General features: G+C 68.8%; 24 protein-coding genes and 1 pseudogene. 16 read left to right on the forward strand and 9 right to left on the reverse strand.

Annotation, left to right across the window (positions count from 1 at the left end; translation table 11 throughout):
• Positions 1-248: 248 nt before the first annotated feature.
• Positions 249-1,136, forward strand: coding sequence for an RNA polymerase factor sigma-32 (locus tag F8M74_RS19285; protein WP_141258150.1), 888 nt, complete (start codon positions 249-251; stop codon positions 1,134-1,136).
• 3 nt (positions 1,137-1,139) lie between these two features.
• Here the strand turns inward: F8M74_RS19285 and F8M74_RS19290 are convergent, their stop codons facing one another.
• Together F8M74_RS19290 and F8M74_RS19295 are read right to left on the reverse strand one after the other, a co-directional pair.
• A complete protein-coding gene (locus F8M74_RS19290) occupies positions 1,140-2,411 on the reverse strand; it encodes a winged helix DNA-binding domain-containing protein (protein ID WP_228560111.1) in 1,272 nt (423 codons plus the stop codon).
• Positions 2,412-2,541: 130 nt separating this feature from the next.
• A complete protein-coding gene (locus F8M74_RS19295) occupies positions 2,542-3,366 on the reverse strand; it encodes an SDR family oxidoreductase (protein WP_141258152.1) in 825 nt (274 codons plus the stop codon).
• Between the two features lie 48 nt (positions 3,367-3,414).
• Between F8M74_RS19295 and F8M74_RS19300 the strand changes: the two genes are divergently transcribed.
• Positions 3,415-3,681, forward strand: a complete 267-nt coding sequence (locus F8M74_RS19300; RefSeq protein ID WP_141258153.1) for a hypothetical protein — start codon at positions 3,415-3,417, stop codon at positions 3,679-3,681.
• 101 nt (positions 3,682-3,782) lie between these two features.
• Positions 3,783-5,507: a hypothetical protein gene (locus F8M74_RS19305; protein WP_228560113.1), complete on the forward strand. Its 1,725-nt coding sequence runs from the start codon at positions 3,783-3,785 to the stop codon at positions 5,505-5,507.
• Between the two features lie 99 nt (positions 5,508-5,606).
• Here F8M74_RS19305 and F8M74_RS19310 read toward each other — a convergent pair whose 3' ends face one another.
• The 4 genes from F8M74_RS19310 to F8M74_RS19325 all read right to left on the reverse strand — a co-directional run bounded on the left by F8M74_RS19310 (position 5,607) and on the right by F8M74_RS19325 (position 8,513).
• Positions 5,607-5,981: a helix-turn-helix transcriptional regulator gene (locus F8M74_RS19310; RefSeq protein WP_011556159.1), complete on the reverse strand. Its 375-nt coding sequence runs from the start codon at positions 5,979-5,981 to the stop codon at positions 5,607-5,609.
• An 84-nt stretch (positions 5,982-6,065) separates the two neighbouring features.
• A complete protein-coding gene (locus F8M74_RS19315; RefSeq protein WP_141258155.1) occupies positions 6,066-7,163 on the reverse strand; it encodes a trypsin-like serine protease in 1,098 nt (365 codons plus the stop codon).
• 16 nt (positions 7,164-7,179) lie between these two features.
• Positions 7,180-7,782 (reverse strand): toxin-antitoxin system YwqK family antitoxin, encoded by a 603-nt coding sequence (locus F8M74_RS19320; RefSeq protein WP_141258156.1) that lies wholly within the window; start codon positions 7,780-7,782, stop codon positions 7,180-7,182.
• The gene (locus F8M74_RS19325) at positions 7,773-8,513 is read right to left on the reverse strand and encodes a hypothetical protein (protein ID WP_141258157.1); all 741 of its coding nucleotides are present in this window, start codon (positions 8,511-8,513) and stop codon (positions 7,773-7,775) included. The genes F8M74_RS19320 and F8M74_RS19325 overlap by 10 nt, the downstream gene beginning before the upstream one ends.
• 151 nt (positions 8,514-8,664) lie before the next feature.
• On the opposite strand from F8M74_RS19325, the gene F8M74_RS19330 reads away from it, so the two are divergent.
• Entirely contained in the window at positions 8,665-8,946 is a 282-nt protein-coding gene (locus tag F8M74_RS19330; RefSeq protein WP_141258158.1) for a hypothetical protein, read from the forward strand.
• Between the two features lie 54 nt (positions 8,947-9,000).
• A complete protein-coding gene (ileS, locus tag F8M74_RS19335) occupies positions 9,001-12,744 on the forward strand; it encodes an isoleucine--tRNA ligase (protein ID WP_141258159.1) in 3,744 nt (1,247 codons plus the stop codon).
• Positions 12,745-12,795: 51 nt separating this feature from the next.
• On the opposite strand, the gene F8M74_RS37500 is transcribed toward ileS, so the two are convergent.
• On the reverse strand, positions 12,796-13,086 hold the full coding sequence (locus F8M74_RS37500) for a hypothetical protein (RefSeq protein WP_194857019.1): 291 nt from the start codon (positions 13,084-13,086) through the stop codon (positions 12,796-12,798).
• Positions 13,087-13,244: 158 nt separating this feature from the next.
• Here F8M74_RS37500 and F8M74_RS19345 point away from each other — a divergent pair.
• From F8M74_RS19345 to F8M74_RS19370, 6 genes and pseudogenes are all read left to right on the forward strand, one after another.
• A pseudogene (locus F8M74_RS19345) lies at positions 13,245-13,391 on the forward strand (AraC family transcriptional regulator CmrA); the annotation flags it as partial.
• A 38-nt stretch (positions 13,392-13,429) separates the two neighbouring features.
• Entirely contained in the window at positions 13,430-14,803 is a 1,374-nt protein-coding gene (locus F8M74_RS19350) for an ATP-binding protein (protein WP_141258165.1), read from the forward strand.
• A complete protein-coding gene (locus F8M74_RS19355) occupies positions 14,790-15,341 on the forward strand; it encodes a response regulator transcription factor (RefSeq protein ID WP_141258161.1) in 552 nt (183 codons plus the stop codon). Before F8M74_RS19350 ends, F8M74_RS19355 begins: the two co-directional genes overlap by 14 nt.
• A gap of 75 nt (positions 15,342-15,416) precedes the next feature.
• A complete protein-coding gene (locus F8M74_RS19360) occupies positions 15,417-16,463 on the forward strand; it encodes a hypothetical protein (protein ID WP_216620586.1) in 1,047 nt (348 codons plus the stop codon).
• 5 nt (positions 16,464-16,468) lie between these two features.
• Complete coding sequence (locus F8M74_RS19365) at positions 16,469-16,936, forward strand: hypothetical protein (protein ID WP_141258163.1); 468 nt, start codon at positions 16,469-16,471, stop codon at positions 16,934-16,936.
• A gap of 26 nt (positions 16,937-16,962) precedes the next feature.
• Positions 16,963-17,424, forward strand: a complete 462-nt coding sequence (locus F8M74_RS19370) for a hypothetical protein (RefSeq protein ID WP_228560117.1) — start codon at positions 16,963-16,965, stop codon at positions 17,422-17,424.
• 58 nt (positions 17,425-17,482) lie between these two features.
• Here the strand turns inward: F8M74_RS19370 and F8M74_RS19375 are convergent, their stop codons facing one another.
• A complete protein-coding gene (locus F8M74_RS19375) occupies positions 17,483-17,728 on the reverse strand; it encodes a hypothetical protein (RefSeq protein WP_141258164.1) in 246 nt (81 codons plus the stop codon).
• A gap of 237 nt (positions 17,729-17,965) precedes the next feature.
• Entirely contained in the window at positions 17,966-20,572 is a 2,607-nt protein-coding gene (locus tag F8M74_RS19380; RefSeq protein WP_141341711.1) for an MXAN_6230/SCO0854 family RING domain-containing protein, read from the reverse strand.
• 240 nt (positions 20,573-20,812) lie between these two features.
• Between F8M74_RS19380 and F8M74_RS19385 the strand changes: the two genes are divergently transcribed.
• The 5 genes from F8M74_RS19385 (at position 20,813) to F8M74_RS37905 (ending at position 24,429) form a co-directional block, all read left to right on the forward strand.
• The gene (locus tag F8M74_RS19385; RefSeq protein WP_141255834.1) at positions 20,813-22,375 is read left to right on the forward strand and encodes a right-handed parallel beta-helix repeat-containing protein; all 1,563 of its coding nucleotides are present in this window, start codon (positions 20,813-20,815) and stop codon (positions 22,373-22,375) included.
• A 152-nt stretch (positions 22,376-22,527) separates the two neighbouring features.
• Positions 22,528-22,695: a hypothetical protein gene (locus F8M74_RS19390; RefSeq protein ID WP_228560118.1), complete on the forward strand. Its 168-nt coding sequence runs from the start codon at positions 22,528-22,530 to the stop codon at positions 22,693-22,695.
• Positions 22,696-22,834: 139 nt separating this feature from the next.
• Entirely contained in the window at positions 22,835-23,650 is an 816-nt protein-coding gene (locus F8M74_RS19395; RefSeq protein ID WP_228560120.1) for a spermidine synthase, read from the forward strand.
• A 237-nt stretch (positions 23,651-23,887) separates the two neighbouring features.
• On the forward strand, positions 23,888-24,097 hold the full coding sequence (locus tag F8M74_RS37900; protein WP_228560122.1) for a hypothetical protein: 210 nt from the start codon (positions 23,888-23,890) through the stop codon (positions 24,095-24,097).
• A complete protein-coding gene (locus F8M74_RS37905; RefSeq protein WP_228560124.1) occupies positions 24,094-24,429 on the forward strand; it encodes a hypothetical protein in 336 nt (111 codons plus the stop codon). Before F8M74_RS37900 ends, F8M74_RS37905 begins: the two co-directional genes overlap by 4 nt.
• Positions 24,430-24,457: the final 28 nt, after the last annotated feature.

A 24,457-nucleotide genomic window follows, 5' to 3' on the forward strand; every position in this document is an offset into this window, starting at 1 on the left:
CCCGCTCCCCCTGCCTGCCCCCCGGCGCCAACGACGCCGTTGGCCAGTCGACGCTCGGAAGAGACTTCCGTGGGGCTGGCTGTAAAAACGACCGATTACCGCCCTTATGCATGGGCCGGATTGGATGCAAACCCCTGGATTCACTTGGAAACGATGGTGCCACCCCTTGGCACGTGGGTCGCAAAGGGCAACCCCCCGTAGCGACATCGCGGTCCCCCAACCAGATCTCTTTTTCCCCGAGAGACACCATGCAGGCTTCCAACTCCTTCTCCTCCCCTGATTCGCTCTCCACCTACCTGTCGGAGATCAACCAGTACCCGCTGCTCACCCAGCCACAGGAGCAGGAGCTGTCGAAGCGCTTCCGCGCGGGGGACCTGGCCGCGGGCCACCATCTGGTGACGGCGAACCTCCGCTTCGTGGTGAAGGTGGCCTACGAGTACCGCTCCTACGGCCTGAAGATGTCGGACCTCATCCAGGAGGCGAACATCGGCCTGATGAAGGCCGTGCAGAAGTTCGATCCGGACAAGGGCATTCGCCTCATCTCCTACGCCGTCTGGTGGATTCGCGCGTACATCCAGAACTGCATCCTGAAGAACTGGAGCCTGGTAAAGCTGGGCACCACGCAGGCGCAGCGCCGCCTCTTTTTCAGCCTGGCCCGCACGCGCCGCGAGTTGGAGAAGATGGGCGCCGGCGACGCGAACGTCGTCAACGCCGAGGAGATTGCGCGCAAGCTGAACGTGAAGGCCTCCGAAGTGCGCGAGATGGAGCAGCGCATGGGTGGCCGCGACCTGTCCCTGGACGCGCCCATGGGCGAGGACGGCGACGCCACGCACCTGGACTTCGTGGAGTCCGAGTCCACCTCCGCGGTGGACGAGGTCGCCGACCGGCAGCAGGCCAACCTCACCCGCGAGCTCGTGCAGCGCGCCCTGCGCCGCCTGGACCCGCGCGAGCGCTTCATCATCGAGCAGCGCGTCATGGGTGACGCGGAGATGACGCTCAGCGAGCTGGGCGAGCACTTCGGATTCTCCCGCGAGCGCGCCCGTCAGCTGGAGATTCGGGCGAAGGACAAGCTCAAGCTCGCGCTGGCCACGCTGATGGCCGAGGCCGGCGTCGACGAGAGCACGCTCAACGCCTGAGCCTCACCCCACCCGCTCGAAGCGAATGTCGGCGTGCTGGCCATCCGCGGCGGCGAAGGCGAGCAGCCGCCCGCCCTCGTCGCTCAGCGCGGCGCGGTCCTCACGCGACAGCCGCGCGAAGGGCGTAATGCACAAGGTCGCGGTGCCGCGCGCACGTTCGATGCGCCAGGTTCCTCGAACGAAGCCATCGACGAGGATGGTGGCGCGCACGATGCCATTGATGGTGAAGACTCGCTTGCGGGCGGCATCGGAGATGATGCGCGTACGGTCCGCGTGGGCCAGCAACACGCTGTCGAATTCGGACAGGAAGCGGACGGGCGCGGGCGTGTCCGGGTCGGACCTCCGGGCATTCGGGATGTCGAACAGCTCGACGCCGTGCTCGTCACGGAAGGCGCGCAGTTCAGGCCTCAACCGCTCCAGGACAGCACCCATGCGTGACAGGCCCGACCAGGCCTGCAGGTCCTTGGCGCTCGCGGGGCCAAACGCGGCGAGGTAGCGCATCACCAGCGCGTCTGGCGGCGCGGCGGGCTCGAAGCGCTGGCCGAGCCAGGACTCGGCGGTGGCGTACACCATCCGCTCGCCATGGCCCCACGTTCCACAGGGTGGCACCGCAACGAGCGGCTCCAGGCTCGAGAAGCCCATGCTCAGGGCGCTCGCATCATGGCCGGGCCACTTCTCCTGGAGCCGCAGGCCCAGCTCGCCCCGGGGACTGGGACGTGCCTCCAGCAGCGCCCGTCCCTCCGCCACCAGCGCCTGGACCTCCACGCCCGCCAACTGCTTGCCATGGGAGGAGTGCTTCAGCCCCCTGTCCAGCGCGGGTTGCAGCACGGGACGCAGCGCGAGGCAGTCGCGCGCGGTCACCAGGTGCAACGTCCCGCGCATCATCCCGGCGCGCACCACCTGGCGCTCGGTCATGAGCCGGGTCAGCGCCTCTTGCTGGAAGCCGCTTAGCCGCGTCCACAATGCGCCGTAGGGAGGATGGGTGACCTGGGCTTGAAGCCCCACCAGGTGCTCCAGCGCCTCCATCACGCCCGCCCGGGAGCGCTGCAACAGCCACTGACGCTGGAGCAGGGCCCGGTTGAGGGCCCGCTGCCCCAGGACCTGGGCCGGCAGCCTCCGCCGCCGCGAGGAGGCACGGACAGGCGGCGCGCTTCCTGATTCCTTCGTGGGTGAAGGCACTGGACTCAGCCCCCCTTCCCTCCGTGCCTTGCTGGAGCGTCCACGTTTGACACCCGCGGGGACGAGCATCGGCAACATCATCAAGAAGGGAATCATGTCGGGTGGCACCTGGAGGTGGGATGCGAACGCCCCTGGGTCGGGAGAACCCAAGGGGCTTCGTGGACGCCATCCTGCGACCCGCCCCTGACAGTCCTATGTCAGGAATGTACAACCCGCCGGGCCCGGCTCAGCGCCGCGACATGCCGTGGAGCGCCATCACGATGTGCTCGAAGGTGCGCCCGGGCAGCAGGCGCTTCGACACCAGGCCGACGCGCTGCGACAGGTGCCCCACGGAGTAGCGCACGTCCACACGCTGCCGCTCCACCAGGGCCAGGAGCTTCCGGGCGACCTGCTCGGGAGGAACGCCCGCGCCTTCTCCTGACTCCACCAGGTTCATGACGCGCTCGAAGGCCTCCTGGTAGGCGGACCCGGGACCGGACTGCCGGGCGCGCTGCCGGTACTCGCGCACGCGCGTGAGGACATCCCCGGGCTGCAGCAGCGTGGCCTCGATTCCGAAGGCGGCGACTTCCTGCCGGAGGCTCTCCGTCATTCCCTCCAGGGCGAACTTGCTGGCGCTGTAGAGCCCCTGGAAGGGAAGCCCGGCGGCGCCGCCCATGGAGCTGATGTTGACGATGAGGCCCGACCGCTGCGCGCGCATCGTGGGAAGCACCGCCCGGCAGACGCGCAGCGCGCCGAAGAAGTTGGTGTCCATCTGCCGCTGGGCTTCTTCGACGGACACGTCCTCCACGGCGCCGGCCATCACGAAGCCCGCGCAGTTCACCACCACGTCGAGCTGGCCCTCGGCCGCGAGCACCGACGCCACCGCGCGCTGAACGGAATCCTCATCCGTGACGTCCAACACGGCCATCCGGTGGTGGGCACCATCCGCGCGGGGATGGCGGCTGGTACCATGGACGGCGTGGCCATGTGCCCCCAGGAGCTCCGCGCAGGCCTGACCGATGCCAGAGGATGCGCCAGTGATGAGGACCACCTTGCGTCGCGACTTGCTCATGCGTGTTCCTGCCCAGGCTCGTGACGAGCATCAACGTGGGAGCACATAGTGAACCTCATCGAGCCCTGTGTCCTGGCGGGCGCGGTGGTGGGCACCCTCACCGGAGCCGTCCTGGGGTTTCCCCATGGCCTGCTGTGGGGACTGGGCGGCATGGCTGCCGGCTTCGTCGGCGGCGTGCTCGTGCTGCCCTTCGTCATCCTCTTCCTCGTCATGGCCGGAATGGCGCTGTTCTTCTGGCCGCGCCACCTGCTCAGGCGGCTCCGGGGCACACGGCCCGGGACGGATGACGCACCGCGAGAACACGGCGAACCCTGAGGCGTCTGTCTTTACGAATCGCCGAGTCCTCGCTTATGAGGCCGGCTCATATGATTTCCACGGACAGTGCACATTCACGCCGTCGAGGTTCCTCCGATGTCATGGGCTTCCCATCGCCGCGCGGGAAGTCGCTCCTGGCGTTGATGCTCCTGTGCCTGGCCCCCGTCACCTGGGGCTGTGGTGGGTCGGAGCCGTCGCCCTCCCCCAGACCCGATGCGGGCACCCAGCGGCCGGACGCGGGGGCATCGACGAACGACGCGGGCACGGATGCCGGCACGGAGGACCCCGACGCGGGAGAGCGGCCTCCCGGCTTCACGCTCCAAACCGCGTCCGAAGTGACACTCCGGTTCATCCCGGAGGCAAGCGCGGGGCTGAACGTCACCATCACCCGCGAGCCCACGTTCACCGATGCCGTGCACCTCTCCATCGAGGGGCTTCCCGAGCATGTGCACGTGACCACCGCCGTCATCGCCGACACGGAGTCCCAAGCCACGCTCTCGCTCGCCGCCCAGGAGTTCGCCCGCTACGGCAGTGTGCCCGTGACGCTGGTCGCGAGCGGCGGTGGGACTCGCGTCGAGCATCCCCTGAACCTCGTCATCCGGCCCGGCCCGGCGGCGCTGGACTCGTCGTTCGGCGGCAATGGCGTGGCGATGCCCGCCTTCGGCCACCCGGAGGTGCGCATCCACGCCCTGGCGCCGCAGCCGGACGGCAAGTGGATCCTGGCGGGCGCCACGGGCTCCACCGGCATGCGCGACGTCCTGGTGGCGCGTCTGCTCGCGAACGGGACGTTGGACCCTGCCTTTGGCACCCAGGGCACCGTCACCCTGGACGTCTGTGGCGGCGATGACTACGTGGACGCCGTCACCGTGCTGTCCGACGGGAAAATCGTCGTCGCGGGGGGCGCCATCGCGGGTCCTGGGAGCTGCTCGGGGAGGCAGTACCAGAGCCTGCTCTTCGCCCGGTACACCTCGGCGGGCGACCTGGACACCACCTTTGGCGACACGGGGGTGCGTACCTTCCAGATGTCCGCGGGCAACGCCGCGCTGCATGCCGTCACGGTGGATTCGAGGGGACGCATCGTCGGCGCCGGCACCGTGCAGCACGATGACCTGGACTTCGTCATCATGCGCCTGACGCCCACGGGCGCCGCCGATACGACCTTCAGCTCGGATGGACTGGCCTGGGATGACCTGGGCGAAGACGAGGACGGCCTGGCCGTTGTCACCCTGGCCGACGACCGCATCGTGGTGGCGGGAACCACGAATGCCAGCCGCAATCGCATGGCCTTGCGTCGCTACAACATCAACGGCACGCCCGACTCGAGCTTCACGTACCGCAGCACGTCGGATTGGCCTCGCCTCACCCCCCGGACCCTGCATCTGCTGGACGGGGGCAAGTTGCTGGTGGGCGGCAGCGCGCGGTTGAATGCGGGCACCGATTCCCCCAACAGCGGCGCGGTGACACGGGTCCATGCGAGCGGCAGCCCTGATACGAGCTTCGGCTGGGATGGCGAGAGCGTCACCCACTGGTCCGCGCCAGGAACCCAGCAGGAGCGGCTGGTGGGCACGGGCATCCTGCATGGCGGCGAGTTGGTCCTGGTGGTGGCCAGCACCATCAATGGCGCCACGGATGGCATCGGCCTCATCCAGCTGTCCTCGGATGGGAAGACCGCCTTGCGGACGCACCGCACCAACCTGCCGGGAGCCGAGGTTGCCCTCGCCGCCGCGCTCGACACTGATGGCTCGATGTGCGTGGCGGGCCTCCGCGCCGACGAAGGCTCGTCCAACACGGCTCCCTTCGTGACGCGCTTCTGGCCCCACCGCTGAGCGGGACGCCAGGGCCCCAAGCCCATGCGCTGGAGAATGGCGTCCACCTCCTCGCGGGTGGACGTCGCATGCGACAGGACGGCCGGACACATCCGGCCCTCACTCGTGTCGCGCGCCCTTCCTGGCGCTGCCGCGCTCGGGCTTGCGGAGCTCCCGCTCCAGGGCATCCAGCCGGTCATTCCAGAAGCGCTCGTAGAAACGCAGCCAGTCGGCCGCTCCGGCCAGCGGCGCCGGCGCGAGGCTGCACCGATGCGTGCGCCCCTCCACCGACCTGTTCACCAACCCCGCACGCTCCAGCGTCTTGACGTGCTTGGAAGCGCCCGCGAAGGACATGCTGAACGGCGCCGCCAGTTCGCCAATGCTCCTCGGTCCGGAGGACAGGCTGCGCAGCATCTCCCGCCGCGTCGGGTCGGAAAGCGCGTGGAAGACCGCGTCGAGTTGCTCGGAACGTTGCTGAACCATGGGGGTGACCATAACGACCTCCGCCCTAAACTAAACCACTCAGTTAAACAACATGCCAGAGGGGTGGGCAGGCGGGCAGCAGAAGGCGCTCGCGGACTACCCGCCCTTCGCGCGACGGCCGCGTCCCCAGGACCAGGCCAGAAGCCCCAGCGGAATCAAGCCGGGGTTTCCGCCCCCTGCCGCCGCGCACCCTCCCTGCGCTGTTGCATCCCGCGGCTCGGAGCAGGGCAGCCACAGCCGGCACGCCGAGCCCGCCTTCACACACGGATGCTCACCCCGCGCGCTGGTGCAGGCAGGCCCGAAGTGGCCCGCCTCGAGCCCCGCCACCGCGCAACTCCGGGTGCCGTCCGCCCGCGCGACACACGCCATGCCCACGGAGCAGTCCGCATGCGCACGGCACCACTGCGCGCAGGCGTCCACGTCCGGGTCCACCGGCGTCCGGACGGGCGCGCCTCGTGAGGCGTCCTCAATGGCGACCTGGATGAAGTCCGCGTGCACGTCGACGCGGCTGTTCGTCCCCGTGGTGCAGGAGAGGTCACCAAACGAAGTCACACCGACCAGGCGCTCGAGGCCGTCCAGTTCGATGAACACCGGGCCACCGCTGTCCCCGCCGCACGACATCGCTGGCGCCGCTTCGATGGAGAACGCGTCCGCTTCAACCGACGTGATTCGGGACAGGCCGCCACGTCGCAGGCCCGAGCCGCCCTCCCCGTCCACGCCAAAGCCCACCACCCGCGCCAGCCGCCCCACGCCGTCAGCGGGAAACGCCTGCGCTGCCCAGGCCAGCGGAGCGACCGGCGCATCGCTGGCGAGAATCAACACGCCCAGGTCACTCACGCCCGGGCGCCACGCGGGATGGAGCCGGCCCTCCACCACGCGGATGCGCTGTGCGGCGGAGGCACGGGCTGTCTCCGCGGCGAACACCACCGAGAACACCCGCGGAGCATCCGCGTTCTCCACGCAGTGCGCCGCCGTCAGCACCACCCGAGGCGCCACCAACGTGCCCGTGCAGAGCACGCGAGCCACCTCGTCAGGCTCCCCACAGAAGGGCGAGACGGGAACGATGGCGGCCACCGCGGGGAAGCCCGGCTCGGGCGCTCCGCCCACCACGGCCTGCCGCGCCGGGGTAAGCGTCTCCTGAGAGACGGGGACAACAGGAGGACCGCACGCTCCCGCCGCCAGCAGGAGTCCCACGGCGGCGGACGTGACGTCACTCGCTGTCGAAGTCGCCCTGCGGAACGTCCGTGGCGGCGCCCGCGACGTCCCAGTACTTCCACTCACCCGTCTTCTCCCCCTTCTCGTACTGGCCCTGCACGGCCAGCGCGCCATGGGGGTGCCACTCCGAATAAGCCCCCTGCGAGCGATGCCCCGCCAGCGTCCCTTCCGCCCACTTCGAGCCGTCCGAGCGCCAAGCGGTCCACTTCACCGGGCCGGAGCCGGGTGAATGGAGCTCCTCGCGGTTCTTCTGTCCCTCCTCGTAGTAGAGGGTCCACAGGCCCTGCTTGAGCCCGCCACGATAGTCACCTTCGAACTGCTTCACGCCGTCCTCGAAGTAGCTGACCCAGCGGCCCTCCATCTTCCCGTCGACGTAGGTGCCCTCCGTCTTCAGCTTCCCGGTGGCGTGCCACTCCGCCCAACGGCCGTGCTTCTTGCCGTCGAGTTGGGCGCACCACTGGAGGACCCCGTCGGGCGGCGCACGGCCCTGGAGCCGCGCGCCATCGGGACAAGGCCCGGAAGCCCGGTTGCAGCCCAGGGCCATCCCCGCGACGAGCACCAACGCCGCACCTGTCAGCACGCGCTTCTTCAACTGCACGAACCCACGCCGCTGCAGCTGCAGTTGTTGCCCGCGAACGAGTAGTCATCCGACGCCGCCGCGAAGCTGCCCAGGCCGTAGTCGTGCTTGGCGCAGTCCTGCGTGTAGGCCGTGGTGCCCACGCAACGCGGCAGGCTGGTGACGCCGCAGCCCTGCCCGCAGCGGCCCTTGCAGCCGTTGCCCGAGCCGCCGGTGCAGCCGCAGCCCATGCCCGCCGTGCGGTAGTAGCCGGAGCCGATGTACTGCCGGCCGCAGGAGCAGGAGATGTGCGTCCAGCCGCGCTCGGACACGTACTCGTACGCCGTGAGGACCTCGCCCACGGGGACGATCTGCATGAAGCTCGTCTGGCGCTCGGCGGCGTCCTCGACGCGGGTGCGGCCCTCTTCGGGAAGCTCGCGGGCAAGCCCCTCCATCAGCGACGCGAGCAGGTGCGAATGGGTCGCGTCGAGCGGGCTGCCCGACGGCATGAACTGGCCTACGCCCTGATTGAAGTCGATGTGGAACCCGATGACGGGGTCGCCAAAGTCGTACGTCACTTCGACGACGTTGGCCTGCGTCTCCACCGCGAGCATCCGCACCACAGCGCCCCCGGAGCCGTACGTGGCCTCCAGCGTCGTCGCGTCGTGCTGGAGGACCTTGAAGCCCTCCTGCTCGATGGACTGTCCAGGCGGCGCGTCGGAACAACCCACCACGACAGCCAGCGACAGGGCACAGAGCAGCAGCCTTCTCATGTCTCTCTCGATTCCAGGAGCGCGGAAATTCTCAACGCCCGAGAATCTAGAAACACGCACACACGGGCGTCAACATGCTTACCCTGAAATCAATACCATCCCAGCTTAGGCTCGACACCCCGGCGATGGACGCCGCTCTCAGGAGAGACCCATGCCCCAGAATCGCGCAACCCTGATGTGCATTGCCGCCCTGCTGATGGGTGGCTGTGGTGGCGCCATGGACGAAGCCACGGCGGAGCCTTCCGCGACGGAGTCCACGTCCCAGGCGCTTTACCCGGAGTACAACCCGGACATCCACTGCCTGGTCTCGTCCCAGTACGTGTCCTGCAGCAGCGGTCCGACGATGTACGCCTACTACAGCCCGGACTGGGGCTACTACATCGACCGCAACGTCTGTGGCCGCAACGGGCCGGTCATCTGTCCGCTGTACTGATTCACAGGACGGGCATCCATCCCCGGCGCGGGCGGTGCTATCAAGCACCGCACCATGCCTGAAACGCCCCCTTCCCTGTTCGATGCGGTGCCCGCGGAGATGGACTTTCCTTCCGACGAGCGCCGCATCCAGGCCTTCTGGAAGGACCGCCGCATCTTCGAGCGCTCGCTCGAAACGCGTGAGGATGCCCCCAGCTTCGTCTTCTACGAGGGCCCGCCGACCGCCAACGGCCTGCCGCACAACGGCCACGTCCTCACGCGCGTCATCAAGGACCTGTTCCCCCGCTACAAGACGATGACGGGCCACTACGTCCCCCGCAAGGCCGGCTGGGACACCCACGGCCTGCCCGTGGAGGTGGAGGTCGAGAAGGAACTGCGCATCCACGGCAAGGCGGAGATTGAACGCTACGGCGTGGAGCCCTTCACCGAGCGCTGCATCGAATCCGTCTTCCGCTACACCTCCGAGTGGGAACGGCTCACCGAGCGCATCGGCTTCTGGGTGGACCTGAATCAGGCCTACGTCACCTACCACCGTCCGTTCGTGGAGAGCGTGTGGTGGGCGCTGGCGGAGCTGCACCGCAAGGGCCTGCTGTACCAGGGCCACAAGGTGGTGTGGTGGTGGCCGCAGGGCGGCACCGCGCTGAGCGCCGCGGAGGTGGGCCTGGGCTACAAGACAGTGGACGACCCGAGCGTCTACGTCGCCTTCCCGCTGCGCGACACGCCGGACACCGCGCTGGTGGTGTGGACGACCACGCCCTGGACGCTGCCGTCCAACATGTACGCGGCCGTCAACCCGGGCGTGGACTACGTCACCGTGGACGCGGGCGAGCGCAAGCTCATCGTCGCCGCGGCGCTGCGCGAGGCGCTGGCGAAGAAGCTCAAGCAGGACCTGCCGGTGCTCGCCACGCAGAAGGGCAGCGACCTGGTGGGCCAGCGCTACCAGCCGCCCTTCGACCTCTACCACCAGCGCGCGGGCGACACGCGGCTGCCGCTGAAGGACGGCGGTGAAGACGTGCAGGCCTGGCGCGTGCTGGGCGCGGACTTCGTGACGCTCGACAGCGGCACGGGCATCGTCCACATCGCCCCGGCTTTTGGCGAGGACGACTACGAGGCCTTCCGCAAGGACAAGGCCCGCTTCGCCCAGCCGGAGGCGCTGGAGCTGTTCTGCGCGGTGAAGCCGGACGGCACCTTCTCCGACGACGTGCCGCTCGTCGCGGGGCGCTTCGTGAAGGAGGCGGACAAGGACATCCAGCGCCACCTGAAGGAGCGCGGGCTGGTCCTCTTCACGGAGCAGTACAAGCACGAGTACCCCTTCTGCTGGCGCGCGGACGACGACCCGCTCATCCAGTTCGCCCGGCCCGCCTGGTACATCCGCACCACGTCCGTGAAGGACGAGGCGATTGCCAACAACCGCGCCGTCAACTGGGTGCCCGAGCACATCAAGGAAGGCCGCTTCGGCGACTTCCTGGCCAACAACGTGGACTGGGCCCTGTCGCGCGAGCGCTACTGGGGCACGCCGCTGCCGCTATGGGTGCACTCGGAGACGGGTGAGGTGGAGGCCGTCCCCTCGCTCCAGGCGCTGCGCGAGAAGCCGGGCAACAACGTGGCCGCGGTGGAGGCGGAGCTGAATGCCTTCCTCGCGGGCAAACCGCACGAGGCCAACGCGAAGCACCTCATCGTCCACAAGCCGTGGATCGACAAGGTGACGTTCGAGAAGCCCGGCACCCCGGGGCGCTTCCAGCGCGTGCCCGAAGTCGTCGACGTGTGGTTCGACTCCGGTTGCATGCCCTTCGCGCAGTGGGGCTTCCCGCACGCGCCGGGCTCGCGGGAGATCTTCAACCGCGCCTTCCCCGCGGACTTCATCTCCGAGGCCATCGACCAGACGCGTGGATGGTTCTACTCGCTGCTGATGGTGAGCACGCTCATCTTCGACGAGGAGACGCAGGCGCGCATGGGCCTGTCACCCCAGCGCGGCTGGCCGCAGCCGTACAAGAGCTGCATCGTGCTGGGCCACGTCTCCGACAAGGAGGGCCGCAAGGAGTCCAAGTCCAAGGGCAACTACACGCCGCCGGAAATCATCCTGGACGAAGTGCGCATGGACTTCGCGGTCCTGACGGCCACGGAGGCCGGCGTTCCGGGTGAGCCGGGCGTGGCGCTCATCGCTCGCGAGGACCTGGAGGGCTTGGACATCCAGGAGGGCGCCAAGGTGCAGCTCTTCCGGCCAGACCGTCCGGACGTGGTCATCACCGCGACGGTGAAGGCGCACAAGAAGCTCAAGCGCCGCGTGCTGCTGCTGGCGCCCGCTGACCTGCAGACGCTGGACGTGGCGCCCTCCGCGCGTGGCGCCAGTGTCATGCCGGTGGAGGTGCCCCGGTTGGCGCCTTCCGAGCGCGTGGTGCTGAAGGACCCCGCCGCCAAGGCGCCGGGCGCGGACGCGTTCCGCTGGTTCTTCTACGCGGCGAGCCCCACCTGGTCGAACACGCGGCACTCGCTGAGCAACGTGCGGCTGTTGCAGAAGGACTTCCAGGTCAAGCTGCGCAACGTCTACTCGTTCTTCACCATCTACGCGAACATCGACGGCTTCAACCCCGCGGCCGGCAACACGGACGCGTCCGACTCGCCGTGGGAAGCCATCCGCCGCAGCCAGGGCTGGCGCGAGGTGAAGGCGCGGCCGGTGCTGGACCGCTGGATTCTGTCCGAGGTCCACCTCACCCTGCGCGACGTCACCCGCGCGCTGGACACCTACCAGGTCTACGACGCGGCCCAGCGGATGGTGGCGCTGGTGGACGCGCTGTCCAACTGGTACCTGCGCCGCAGCCGCTCGCGCTTCTGGGCGCCGGGCTTCGAACAGGACAAGCAGGACGCGTACTTCACGCTCTACGAGGCGCTCACCACCATCGCCTCGCTGTCCGCGCCCTTCATCCCCTTCTTCGCCGATGAGATGTGGGGCAACCTGGTGCGCAAGCCCTGGCCCACCACGCAGCCGGAGAGCGTCCACCTGGCGCGCTTCCCCACTGTGGATGCGTCCCTCATCGACGAGGGGCTCGCGGCGGAGATGGGCGCGGTGCGGGACTTGGTCTCCCTGGGCCTCAAGGTGCGCACGGACAACCGCCTCAAGGTGCGCCAGCCGCTGTCGCGCGCGGACGTCATCCTGGCGCGCAAGGAGCTGACGGACCGCGTGGCGGTGTACCGCGACCTCATCGCGGACGAGCTGAACGTCCACGAGGTGCGCTTCGTGGAGCCGGGAAGCCCGGAGGCGGACGTGGTGCGCTTCCGCGTCCGGCCCAACCTGCGCGCGGTGGGGGGACGGCTGGGCCCCAAGCTGGCCCCGGTGCGCAAGGCCTTCGACACGGGTGACGGCGCCGCGCTGCACCGCGAGTTGCTCCAGACGGGCCGCGTGGCCATGACGGTGGCCGGCGAGGACCTGGTCTTCACCGCCGAGGAGTTGGAGACGCTGGTGGAGGCCAACCCCGGCTACGCCGCCGCGGGCATGGGCGTGGGCGTGGTGGTGCTCCACACCGAGCTGACCGAGTCCCTGGTGGATGAGGGCCTGGTGCGCGAACTGCTCGCCCGCGTGCAGGGCGCGCGCAAGGACATGGAGCTGGGCTACACCGACCGCATCCAGCTCTGGGTAGACGGCGACGCGCGCGTGAAGCGCGTGACGGACGAAGCGCGGGAGCTGATCGCGCGGGAGACGCTGGCCTCCAGCATCCTCGTGGGCCCCGAGGGCCTCACCGGCACGGAAGAAGAAGCCAGCATCAACGGCCTGCCCGCGCGCATCCGCGTGGAACGGGCCTGAGCCGCGAAAAAATACGGGCTGCCTCATCCCCGCGATGAGGCAGCCCGCAAGTCACGGCACCCCGGCGCTGCCCTTCCCACGTGAAGAAAGGGCCGTGCCAGCCTTCACTCTGTTCGCGGTGAAGGTCGTGTCGTTCCGGTACAGCAACATCTGGGACCCGTTGGACGTGTAGACGAGCGTGTCCACGCGGTACGTCCCGGTCGGCCGCGCGATGGGAATCACCAACGTCGGCGTGAAGTAGATTTCGCCGCGATAGACGCCAGCGATGGGCTGTGCACCCGCGCTCGCCGCCATCAACACCGTGGCGATGGCGCAGAACAGCTTTCCCGTTGCCAGCTTCATGACGTCACTCAACGATTTCCGCTATTTCAATATTCACTGCTTTTACGCGATTACTAAACGTAAGGCAGGCCGTCAATCAAGACCCAGACTCCTGTCCGCCACGACGCCCAGCCGCATCGACAGCATCACCGTCCCCTACCCGGAGGCCGAGCTGGCCGGGGCACTCGGTGGGCGATGAGAGCCCCTCGCAGTCCAGCCGGGAGTACAGCCGGCTGTTTGGCGCGCCGCCCTCGCGAGACATCTCCCGGCTGCGAAGCACGCTCCAGGGCCAGGCACCGGCCCGGCAGGCCAATGCGTCAACTTGACGCACACTCCACTGCCATCACCGGGATATGACGTGCGGGTGTCCACCGCGCCGACTCACACCGAGGCGCCGTCGCCTGACGTCCTGTCCTCGCTGCCGCGCTCCGCCTTCCGACGCTCCACCGGGGACATGGCGGCGCGGTTGTCCTCCAGCGACATCGCGCTCGGGTGGCTGGTCCGCCTGCGCTGGCACGCCGTCGCCGGACAAGCGCTGACGGTGGGCGTCGCCGTCCGGGTGCTGGAGCTGGAGCTGCCCGTGGCGCCCCTGCTGGCCCTGGTGGCCACGACGGCGGTGTCCAACCTGCTCCTCTCGCTCTGGCTCCGCCGCGAGCCCGAGGTCCGTCCCGGCCTGCTGGGCGCCGTGCTCGCGTTCGACACCGCGTTGCTGACGGGGCTGCTCGCGCTGTCCGGTGGCCCGGCCAACCCGTTCGCCATGCTGTATCTCGTCCACGTGACGCTGGCGGCCATCGTGCTGGGCCCCCGCTGGACGACGCTCATCGCGCTGCTGTCGGTGCTGGGCTCGACCAGCCTCTTCGCCTGCCACGTCCCCCTGCCCGACACGGTGAACCCGCCGGGCAGCCACGGCCTGGACTCGCTCCACGTCGTGGGCATGTGGGTCGCCTTCACGCTGACGGCGCTCATCATCGCCTTCGTCGTCGCCCGCGTGGCCGCCGCGCTGAGAGACCGGCATGCCGCGCTGGCGCGCACGCAACGGCTGGCGGCGCGCGCGGAGAAGCTGGCGTCGCTGTCCACGCTGGCGGCCGGCGCGGCACACGAACTGGGCACGCCGCTGGGCACCATCGCCATCGCGGCCAACGAACTGGACGCGCTCATCCTGGAGGCGCCCCAGGAAGCGCTGGAGGACGCCCGCCTCATCCGGGACGAGGTGGAGCGCTGCCGGGACATCCTGGAGCGCATGAGCGCCCGCGCCGGACAAACGCTGGGCGAGGTCCCCGAACGGACGACGCCGAGCGACGTGCTCGCCCGCCTCCGGGAACAACTGGGCACCACCGACCAGGCGCGCCTCCAACTCGAGCCCGGCCCGGACGTGCCCTTCTGGTGCCCCGTGCGAGGACTGGTGCAGGTCCTGACGAACCTGGTGCGCAACGGGCTGCATGCCAGCGAGGCCACCGGAGCGAACGTCGTGGTGTCCGCGCACCACGAGGTGGACCGCCTGCGCTTCATCGTGGAGGACCGGGGCACCGGCATCCCGCGCGCGCTGCTGCCCCGGCTGGGCGAGCCCTTCTTCACCACCAAGCCCGCGGGCCAGGGCATGGGGCTTGGCCTGTTCCTCACCCAGACGTACGCCGAGCTGTGTGGAGGCCGCCTGGAGCTCAGCTCCGAGGAGGGACACGGAACGCGCGTGACGCTGGAGCTGCCCTTGAGGAAGGAGTCGTCCGATGCCACCAGGTGAAGCCCCCGCCACGGTGCTCGTCATCGACGACGACGAGCGATTCCGAGAGCGGCTGGTGCGCGCCTTCGTGCGGCACGGCTTCCAGGCCCACGGCGCGGCCAGCGCGCAAGCGGCGCTCGATGCCGCGCGGGCGTTGCGTCCGGGTTACGCCGTCGTCGACCTGCGCCTGCCCGACGGTTCCGGCCTGGAGTTGGTGCGCGAACTGAAGGCCCTGGACGCGAGCACCACCGTCGTGGTGCTGACGGGCTACGGCAGCATCGCCACGGCGGTGGAGGCCGTCCGGCGAGGCGCCACGCACTACCTGGCCAAGCCCGCGGACGTGGACGACATCCTGCTGGCCTTCGCCGGCGCCACCCTCCCCTCCGGGCAGGAGGCCGCGCTCACCCACGAGGTGCCCTCCCTGGCGCGCGCGGAGTGGGAGCACATCCAGCGCGTGCTCGCCGACTGCGGGGGCAACATCTCCCAGGCCGCCCGGTTGCTGCGCATCCAGCGGCGGAGCCTGCAACGCAAGCTGTCCAAGTACCCCGTTCCCAAGTGAGCCCCCGGGGTGCGTCAGCAAGACGCACGAAACGCTGCGCCCAAGCCGGTAGGGTGGAAGGCGTCAGGAGGCCCGATGTCCCCGCCACGCGCGAGTGCGCTGCTGCTCACCATCATGGTGTCCGCCGGAGGCTGTACCAAGACGCCCACCGAGGAGGGCCGGAAGGAAGCCAACGGCGGCATCCAGTGCCAGAAGCTCCAGCACCTGGCCTGCACGGGCCTCTACGGCGAGGGCGGCACCGGGTGGGCGACCCGGGCGATTCCCCCTGAGGTACGCCCCTATGAGCCCGGCCTCCAGCTCTGGAGCGACGGCCTGGACAAGACGCGCTTCATCTACCTGCCGCCCGGCACGAAGGTGGACACGTCCAAGAGCGACGAGTGGCGCTTCCCCGTGGGCACGAAGCTCTGGAAGGAGTTCAGTTGGAAGGGGCGGCCCATCGAGACGCGCTTCCTCTGGAAGCGTCCGGACGGGAGCTGGCTGCGGACCACCTACCGCTGGAGCGACGACGGGAAGACGGCGCTCGAGTTGACCAGCGGTGAGAAGGACGTGCCCGGCACGGAGGGCTACGAAATCCCCAGCCAGCAGGACTGCCAGTCCTGCCACCGAGGGCGCGGCGACGAGGTGCTCGGCTTCGAGGCCGTCGCGTTGGCCCACGACGGCGCGAAGGGCCTCACGCTGGCGAAGCTGGTGGAAGAGGGACTCCTGAGCCACCCGCCCGCGCAGGTGCCCCGCATTCCTGGCACGCCGGTGGAGCAGGCCGCCCTGGGCTACCTGCACATGAACTGCGGCGTGTCGTGCCACAGCGCCAACCGCATGGCGCTGGGCAGCGGCTCCGGCCTGCACCTGCGCCTGGAAGCGGGCGAGCTCGGCTCCGTGCAGGAGACTGACACCTGGCGCACGTCCGTGAATGTGAAGGCGCTCATCCAGACGTCGGGCATGTTCGGGAAGAGCTCGCAGCGCGTCGCGCCGGGTGACGTCCAGCACAGCTCGCTGCTCTACCGGATGGGCCAGCGCGGGGACTTCATGCAAATGCCACCCCTGGGCACCCGCATGGTGGATGAACAGGGTCGGGCGCTCATCCAGCGCTGGATTGAAGCGATGCCCGCGAAGAAGGAGGGGTAGGCGCCATGCTCTACTCGGGGGTGTTGCTCCTCCACTCCTGGCTGCGCTGGGCGGTGGTGGTGCTGGGAGTGCTCGCGCTCGTGAGGGCACTGGTGGGCTGGGCGCGAGCCCGTGACTGGACGCCCGGCGACCGGCGGCTCCAGGTCTTCTTCGTCTCCGCCTTCGATATCCAGATGTTGCTGGGGATAACGCTCTACTTCGCGCTCAGCCCCGTCACGCCCCGGAGCCTGGACGCGCTGCGGATGAGCATGTCCATCGGCCACCTGCGCTTCTTCAGCCTGGAGCACCCACTGCTGATGCTCCTGGCCCTCACGGCCGCGCACGCCACCTCCGCGATGACGCGGCGGGAGGCGCCCGCTCAATCCAAGCACCGCACCTGGGCGGTGGGGCTCCTGCTGGCCATGCTGTTCGTCGCACTGGCCATTCCCTGGCCCGGCTTGTCCCACGGACGGCCCCTGCTCCGGGACTTCTAGCCAGACAGACCGTTAGAGTGCCGCGCATGCGCGGACACAGAAACTGGGCAGGCACGTCAGTGATTGCGGTGACGCTTTGGCTCGCCTGCGGCGTGGCGATGAGCGGCTGTGGAAGGGGCAAGGAGCGCGCGGCGCTCGCCACGAAGCTGGAGCAGCGCATCCGCTCCGCCACGGAGGCAGGAGATGCCTTCCACCTGTCGGAGGTGACGGGCTTCGACTGGGACACCCTCCACGTCTTCACGCCCTACGTGGTCGCGGAGGAAATCCGCCAATCGCTCGGCAACGACTGGTCCGGCGCGCGAGACATCTATGAATCGGAATGCCTGCTCGTCTTCGTGAAGGAAGGACGGGTCGTCATGGACCTCGAATTCCCTCGGATGAAGGGGGACTTCTCTGCCATGAAGAAGTACCGCTTCTCGCGCGACGAGGCCCGGTTCGCCGCGCCCAAGGACGGCAGGCGCCTGACGCACGCGATGGATGCGCCCTGAGCCTCCGGACGCGGCGGCGTGCCTCGGCCCGCGAGGAGAGGCACGCCCGCGAGCACCGCTAAGCTTTCACCCACTTGCTTAGGAGCACGTCCCAGCGCATCTCCTTGCCATGGAGCGGCTCGGCCTGGTTGCTCGCGAAGCTGCCCGTCGCCGTCACGTTCGTGCACCCAATGGCCGCCAGGTAGGCGAGACAGTCCGTGGAGAACTGATTGGCCTGGCTGTGGTTGTGGGCCCCCATGGCGCCATACATCTTCGAGCTGCCAGGACCGTCGTAAGTGAAGTTCTGCACGTAGTACAAAGGCACGTCAGTCGCTCCCCGTGAAGGCGTTGGTTGCCGTCACAACTATCGCACTTTCCGCCCCTCCTATTAAAGTGCGCCTGGAGCAACATCCCAGAGGGAGGAACCCCGCACACGACGCGTCAGGGCCCCACCTCTACCGCCCTGGCGGCTACTGCCGGGCGACGGCCTCAGCCGGGTCGGCACCGGGCTCTCGCTCATCGTGACGTAAGGTGCGCAGCATCCAGGCGAACCTGGACCGAGCTATGCCTTCAGCGCGGACACCAGGTCACCCGCGGCCAGCCGTGAAACGGACTCCGCGGAGGTGTGGAGGAAGCGCAGCGCATAGCCCTCGCTGCCGGCCGGGAGCGAGGGGAGGTCCGTCATCCCCGCGAAGAACGTAGGCGCCGTGCCGGGCGAGAAGTCGAAGGTGGTGGCATCCGCTTCAATGCCACGCAGCCTGCGCAGGAAGGCGGCGGTGTCCTCGCCCGAGCCCCGATTCAGGACGGACACAGTGCCATCCCGTCGCCGGACCTGCACCGTGCGGCTGCGCGCGGCGGCGTGAAGGCAGGCCAGCTCCCAGAGCGTGGGGCGGGCGCCGGTTCCGAAATAGGCCAGGGTGTCCTTTCCAAGGTTCGCGAGCTCGCCTCGCGAGCTGTGCACGCTCTGGAAGCCATCCTCGGGAGGAACCTTCACATCCACCCAACGGAGCTGCTTCTCGACGAGGTCGATGACGAGCGGCACGGAAATCTGCCCGCTCCCCTGCAGGTCGAAGCGCTGCTCCACCGCGCGCGCATCGAAGTGGGGCCCGCCCTCCCCGTCCCGGACCATGAAGCCCGCGAACGCGTCCTCCATGCGGTCGAACGAGACGCTGTTGTAGGAGAACACCACTGGGATGGCGTAGCGAACGCCCTGCGCCAGCAGCCGTGGCGCATGGACATCCAGGAACTCGGCGCCTCCCGTCGGCAGGGGCCCGGAGGTGACATCCCCCGAATGCACCGCGGCGTCGTCCGCCAGCCGCAGGTTCGTGAAGTCACACAGGTCCACCAACCACCAATCCTTGTCGTAGAAGGCCACCGACAAGTCGAGGTCCACCCGCGTCCCCTTGGGCTCCGTCCAGTGGACGAAGAAGCGCAAGGTCTTCCCTTCCGGCAGCGGCAGCAGGCTTCCACGCGGAACCGCCACCAACGCCCGAGAGGCCGTCTTCTCCGCCAACGGAACCATCAGGTCGGCCAGGGCCTCGTCGAGCACCGCTTGAGGGAAGGCCGGCAGAGCCTCCGCCCGGCGCAGCAGCTCCCGCTCCAGCGGCGCCACCAATTGGCCAATGGCATCACCGGGGAGCAAGGGGCGCCGGTCCTCCATGCCCCAGGCGTGGGTGGCCTCGCCCTTGGGAAAGAACACGCGCCTGGCGAACGGCCTGTGCCGCTGACGCAGGTGCGCCGCCGCGGTGAGCAGCAGCCCAGGCGCGCCCCGAGGCAGCACCGCACCGAGCACCCCGAGCAACTCCGGGTCGAGCGCGGCGGAGTTCGACTGGGCCACCGACAGGCGGCTCACATGGTCCAACCGGCGCAGCAGCTCGCCGGGCCGCTGCCGCAGCAGCCGCAGCGCGCCGCGGACATCGCGCGCGTCCAGCGCCGCTTCGACGTGTGAGGCAAAGGAGCGGAAGCCAATGCGGACGCCTCCGTCGGCCTCCAGCCTGTGAAAGGCCGCCGGATGCTCGCTGGCCAGACTCAGCGCGGATGCTCCGAACGGTGTCTCCGACACCAACACCGTCTCGCGCAAGACAGCGAACGCGAGCGCGACCTTCGGATGGCGCTGCCACTCCTCGAAGACATGCAGGAGCTTCGCCTGGGCCTTCCACAAGCCGGGGTGGCGCCGGAGGTCCTCGGTGAGGTTCAGCACGGAGAAGCCTTCCAGCATCCGCAGGACGGCGCGCCGTACCGGACGCGGAGGGCTCTTCAGCGGAATCTTGACGGTGAGGTCGGGGTTGCCGCCCGCCCACGCGACGAGTATCCGGAGCACATCCGTGGCGGTCTTCACGTATGCTGCGGCGCTGGCCAGCACATCTCCCGCCGTGCGGGCATCCTGAAGCAGCAAGCCCATGACCTGCGCCAGCGTCTCCTTCACCGGAATGCTCGGTGGGAGCCACCCCAGGATGCGCACCCCCGTGGCGGAGACGAGCATCTTCAGCAACATCACCTCGGAGGGGCGCAGCACCGTGGATCGGGACACCAGGCGCCGCATGACCTCTCTCCCCGCGGCATCCGGGTCGGTCCCCAAGGACAGCCGCGTCAGCCGGTTGACGGCCAGTGCATACACGCGCTCGGCGGCCTTGAGCGCCGTGGGCTTGAGGAATGGCTCGGACGGAGACAAGCGACGGTGACAGATGGGACACGCGCTGTAGTCGCTTCCGTCGTAACACCGCTCGCAGACCAGGTGGGCGCACGGCGACAGCGCACGCACCGTGCCCTGCGCGCCGCAGTGGATGCACGGCTGTTCCGGCGACTGGAACAACCAGCCCAGCATCCGCTGCACGTACAACTGCCGGGTGTCGTGCGGCACGCTCTCGGGGAAGTTCCGGAACAATGGAACGAAGGGCCGGTTGGTCCCCCGGAGCGCCGCGCAGTTGTCGTAGATGAAGCGGCCGGAAGCCGCCATGACCTCGGTGGGCAGCGCGAGCAGCGCCTCCCGGAGCGCGCCGTCCAGCGTGTAGCCCACCCCCGCGAGGTCTGCCTCCAGGGCATCCATGCCCTGCTCCCGCGCCTGCGAGTCACCGCTGGGAGCAAGTCCTGAGGGGAGGAAGACAAGCCCCGTGGTCCGGAGCAGCAACGCGGCGGTATCGCCCATCACGTCGAGCGAAGGGGAGCCCATGGTGACTCCAAGCGAGAGGAAAAAACGGGGCGGAGAGCGGATCCGCTACCTCAGGAGTGAGAAGGAAGCACACCCAGGGCCGCCCCGTGGTGAATCCTATCAGGGCCCGGCGGGGCGCCGCTACCGTTGCAGCACGCGGTTGTCCCCCGGGCAGCAATTTCCCGGAGCACTTCACCAGAGCCCAAGGGGAGTCTCCGCCCTCGTGGACCTGGACTGGGTGGAGCCGTCAGACTGCGAGACATGAACCTCTCGCGAGCCGCCCTCCTCGTCCTGCTCCAGCCGCTGGCCGCCCAGGCCGCGGAATACCGCGTGGGCCCCGACCAGCAGTACACCCGCCTGGGTGACGTGCCCTGGGAGTCACTCGAGCCCGGAGACACCGTTTTCGTCCACGCACGGCCCACGCCCTACGCGGAGAAGTGGGTTCTGGGCCGCCGGGGCACGGCCGCCGCGCCCATCACCGTGCGCGGCGTGAAGGACGCGCAGGGCAACCTGCCCATCATCGTCGGCGAGAACGCCACCACGCGCTCGCAGCTCAACTATTGGGGTGAGGAGCGCGGCATCCTGAAGATTGGTGGCTCCAACCGGCCCGCGGACACAATGCCCGCGCACCTGGTGGTGGAGAACCTCCACCTGCGCCGGGCACGCGGCGCCTTCACCGGCCGCAATGGCGCGTCCACCTACCTGGACAACGCCGCCGCCATCTTCATCGAGAAGGGCGAACACATCACCATCCGGGGCTGCGTGCTCGAAGACAGCGGCAACGGCCTGTTCATCGCCAATCAGGCGTCGAATGTCACCGTCGAGCACAGCCACATCCTGGGCAACGGCAACACCGGCAGCATCCTCGAGCACAACGCGTACACCGAAGCGCTGGGCATCACCTACCAGTTCAATCGCTTCGGTCCGCTCTGCACCGGCTGTCTGGGCAACAACCTGAAGGACCGCTCGGCGGGCAGTCTCATCCGGTACAACTGGATTGAGGGAGGCAACCGGCAGCTCGACCTGGTGGACTCGACCAGCGACGCGCTGCGCGCGGCGCCGTCGTATGCGCGGACCTTCGTCTACGGCAATGTGCTGCTGGAGCCCGAGGGCGCGGGCAACCGGCAAATCGTCCACTTCGGTGGTGACTCCGGCAACACAGCCAACTACCGGGGCACGCTCTACTTCTTCCACAACACCGTGGTGTCCAGCCGCACGGACCGGACCACGCTGTTGCGGCTGTCGCACCAGAACCAGACGGCGCATGTGACGAACAACGTGGTGCTGGTGGCCGCGGCCAATGGCAATACGCTGTCCCTCACAGACGAGGCGGGCACGCTCCGGCACGGTGGCAACTGGTACAAGCCTGGCTACGTCAGCACCTTCGGCACGCTCACCGGCGCAGTGGTGGACGCAGGTGGGAATCTCACCGGCACCGACCCGGGGTTCATCAACCTCGCCGGACAGGACTTCCATCTGACCACCGGCTCCGCCCTACGGAGTCAGGCGGTGGCGCTCCCCGCCGAGACCGGCAGCGAGCCAGTCACCTTGCAGTACGTGAAGCATACGGCAAGTGAGCCGCGAGCCCAGGTGAGCCCGGCCCACATCGGCGCGTTTGGGGATGCCTCCGCGCCTGGGACAGAGACGCCGGACGCAGGCACGGGCACCGAGCCCGACGCGGGCACGACACCCCAGCAGCCGGATGACGACGAGGGCGCTGGTGGCTGCGCGGCATCCGGAGCAAGCCTCGCGGGTCCCCTGGTGCTCGCGCTCCTCAGCGTCCTGGGGCTCAGGCGGAAGCGCGACGCGGCGCAGCGCTGGTAGCTGCGTAAAGCTGGCGGCGGGGCACAGCGGCGGCGGTGCGCGGTTGCCAGCTACACTCAGCGCGCCGGAACCTCGGGGCACCCGGTCCAGCACTTCCCGTCCGCGCGCCCAAGGAGTCCTCCGAAGCGGCGGGTGACCGGCCCGCGTGGAAGGTGACGCAGACGCGCGAGCTGGCGGTGCTCGCGGAGAACGGCGTCACGCAGGTGCCCTTCATCCTCCCGTACCACTGCGCGTCCAAGGTCAAGGTGACGGCCACCCTGACGGGCAGTGGACTCAAGGCCAGCAAGACGCTCGACACATCCTTCCCCTGCGCCGAGTAGCCCGTATGCTCGGGGCGTGAGGTGGATGCGCCAGGCAGGACAAGAGTGGGGCCCGGAGCCCTGGAACACGGCACTCGCCAGCTCCACCCGGTGGCAACTGAAGGAGCCTTCACGAGCGAGGCAGCGCCACAGGAGTGTCGTGGCCCTGGCGCGAGTCTCCCGGGCCTTCGAGTATCCGCGAAAGATTCTGCACGTCGCCCGCTCCGCCAGTGGTCCCATCATCGTCAGCGAGGACGACGAGGGCCGCCGCTACCTCCAGTTCGGTTGGATTGGCGCCTTCCAGAGCGCGGCGTGGCCGGGTTTCCCGCTGCGCCTGGAGTTGGACTACACGCGGGCGGTGGCGGCGGCGCTGGCCTTCGCGCCCGCGCCCAAGCGCCTGCTCGTCGTGGGCCTGGGAGGCGGCACCATCCCCACCTTCCTCCGCGCGGTGCTCCCCCAGGCGCACATCGACGCGGTGGAAATCCAGCCGCAGGTGCTGGACGCGGCCCGGCGCTACTTCGACTTCCACGAGGACGAGGCATTGCACGCCCATGTCACGGACGGGCGCCGTTTCATTGAATCTCCTGGGGCGCCGTATGACGTCATCATCCTGGATGCCTACGGCACGCGCAGCATCCCAGCAGCGATGGCGACGCGGGAGTTCGTGCAAGCCACCCTGGCGAGGCTGACCCCCGACGGGGTGGTGGTGGGCAACGTGCTCCGGAAGTCAGGTCGGGCCGGCTCACTGATGGACCCGCTGTGGAAGGCCAGCTTCCCGCAGCTCTACGCCTTCGACGTGAAGGCGTCGGACAACCGCATCCTCGTGGGGCTGCCCCATGCGCGCAGGCTCCTCCGTTCGGAATTGCTGGCACGCGCCGGGCAGCTCGCGCGCGAATGGGGCGTGCCCTTCAACCTCCGCGCACGGGTGGCCCGCCGCGTGAGCGTCAGCCGCGGCCCCGCGAACGGCCACGGCTGACGCGCAGGTGTCGACTGACGTTGAAGACGCCATCGCCCCGGCGATTTCCACATCCAGGCGGCCCCCGACTGCACCTCGGGCTGCAATATCGGCGGCCTCTCCTACAGCCAGAAGTTCTGGCCGGGCTCCACCGCCATCCGCCAGATCGCCGTCTCCTCGAAGCCCAACAACGCCTGGCGGACGGCCGGCTGTGGCTTCATCGTCGACGACTACGACGGCACCGACGAGTTCGAATGTGTGGCCAACTCCCCCTTCGCCACCGTGATGGCGCAGGAACAGCTCAAGGGCGAATCAGGTGGCGACAAGTGCAACCCGCCGCTGCCCGCCTATCAATTGCTGACGGTGGGAAGCGGGTTCAACAAGGAAGGCACCACGCAGTTCGGTGACCGGCGATTCATCTTCAAGACGAAGAAGCTCAACCTCTTTCTGTTCCGCTCCATCTTGTGAACAACCAGCTCAACCAATTCATCGGAGGCCAACTCAACAACGTGTGGGCTGGCATCGAACGAGGAATCATCAACGCAATCGACCCGACCTACATCAACCGGTACGCGGAATACACCAAGAAGGTCAACTCACTGAAAGAGCAGAACCGGTTCCGCATCACGCTCGGAAAGGCCGAGAAGCACCGGGGCTACAGCCACAAGAACAGCTGGACCTTCGACTGGAACGTGGCGGTCGGCCAGAGCACGTACTCGTACGACATGAAGGCCGGCAGCTTCCTGGGCCGCGCCAGGGTCGGCTGCAGCTGGCACGGAATCCGGATCGTACGGCAGTAATGCGTTGAAAGCGGCCCCCTGCCCCGTA

This window comes from Myxococcus sp. CA023 (assembly GCF_010998615.1).
Taxonomy (GTDB): Bacteria; Myxococcota; Myxococcia; order Myxococcales; family Myxococcaceae; genus Myxococcus.

Coding starts and splice junctions, on each gene's coding strand:
- F8M74_RS19310 (WP_011556159.1), bottom strand. CDS start 5,981: ATGGTCACCCCCATGGTTCAGCAACGTTCCGAGCAACTCGACGCGGTC.
- F8M74_RS19370 (WP_228560117.1), top strand. CDS start 16,963: ATGCGCGGACACAGAAACTGGGCAGGCACGTCAGTGATTGCGGTGACG.
- F8M74_RS19385 (WP_141255834.1), top strand. CDS start 20,813: ATGAACCTCTCGCGAGCCGCCCTCCTCGTCCTGCTCCAGCCGCTGGCC.
- F8M74_RS19360 (WP_216620586.1), top strand. CDS start 15,417: ATGTCCCCGCCACGCGCGAGTGCGCTGCTGCTCACCATCATGGTGTCC.
- F8M74_RS19380 (WP_141341711.1), bottom strand. CDS start 20,572: ATGGGCTCCCCTTCGCTCGACGTGATGGGCGATACCGCCGCGTTGCTG.
- F8M74_RS37500 (WP_194857019.1), bottom strand. CDS start 13,086: ATGAAGCTGGCAACGGGAAAGCTGTTCTGCGCCATCGCCACGGTGTTG.
- F8M74_RS19325 (WP_141258157.1), bottom strand. CDS start 8,513: ATGAGAAGGCTGCTGCTCTGTGCCCTGTCGCTGGCTGTCGTGGTGGGT.
- F8M74_RS19355 (WP_141258161.1), top strand. CDS start 14,790: ATGCCACCAGGTGAAGCCCCCGCCACGGTGCTCGTCATCGACGACGAC.
- F8M74_RS19295 (WP_141258152.1), bottom strand. CDS start 3,366: ATGAGCAAGTCGCGACGCAAGGTGGTCCTCATCACTGGCGCATCCTCT.
- ileS (WP_141258159.1), top strand. CDS start 9,001: ATGCCTGAAACGCCCCCTTCCCTGTTCGATGCGGTGCCCGCGGAGATG.
- F8M74_RS19365 (WP_141258163.1), top strand. CDS start 16,469: ATGCTCTACTCGGGGGTGTTGCTCCTCCACTCCTGGCTGCGCTGGGCG.
- F8M74_RS19285 (WP_141258150.1), top strand. CDS start 249: ATGCAGGCTTCCAACTCCTTCTCCTCCCCTGATTCGCTCTCCACCTAC.
- F8M74_RS19330 (WP_141258158.1), top strand. CDS start 8,665: ATGCCCCAGAATCGCGCAACCCTGATGTGCATTGCCGCCCTGCTGATG.
- F8M74_RS19305 (WP_228560113.1), top strand. CDS start 3,783: ATGGGCTTCCCATCGCCGCGCGGGAAGTCGCTCCTGGCGTTGATGCTC.
- F8M74_RS19290 (WP_228560111.1), bottom strand. CDS start 2,411: ATGATTCCCTTCTTGATGATGTTGCCGATGCTCGTCCCCGCGGGTGTC.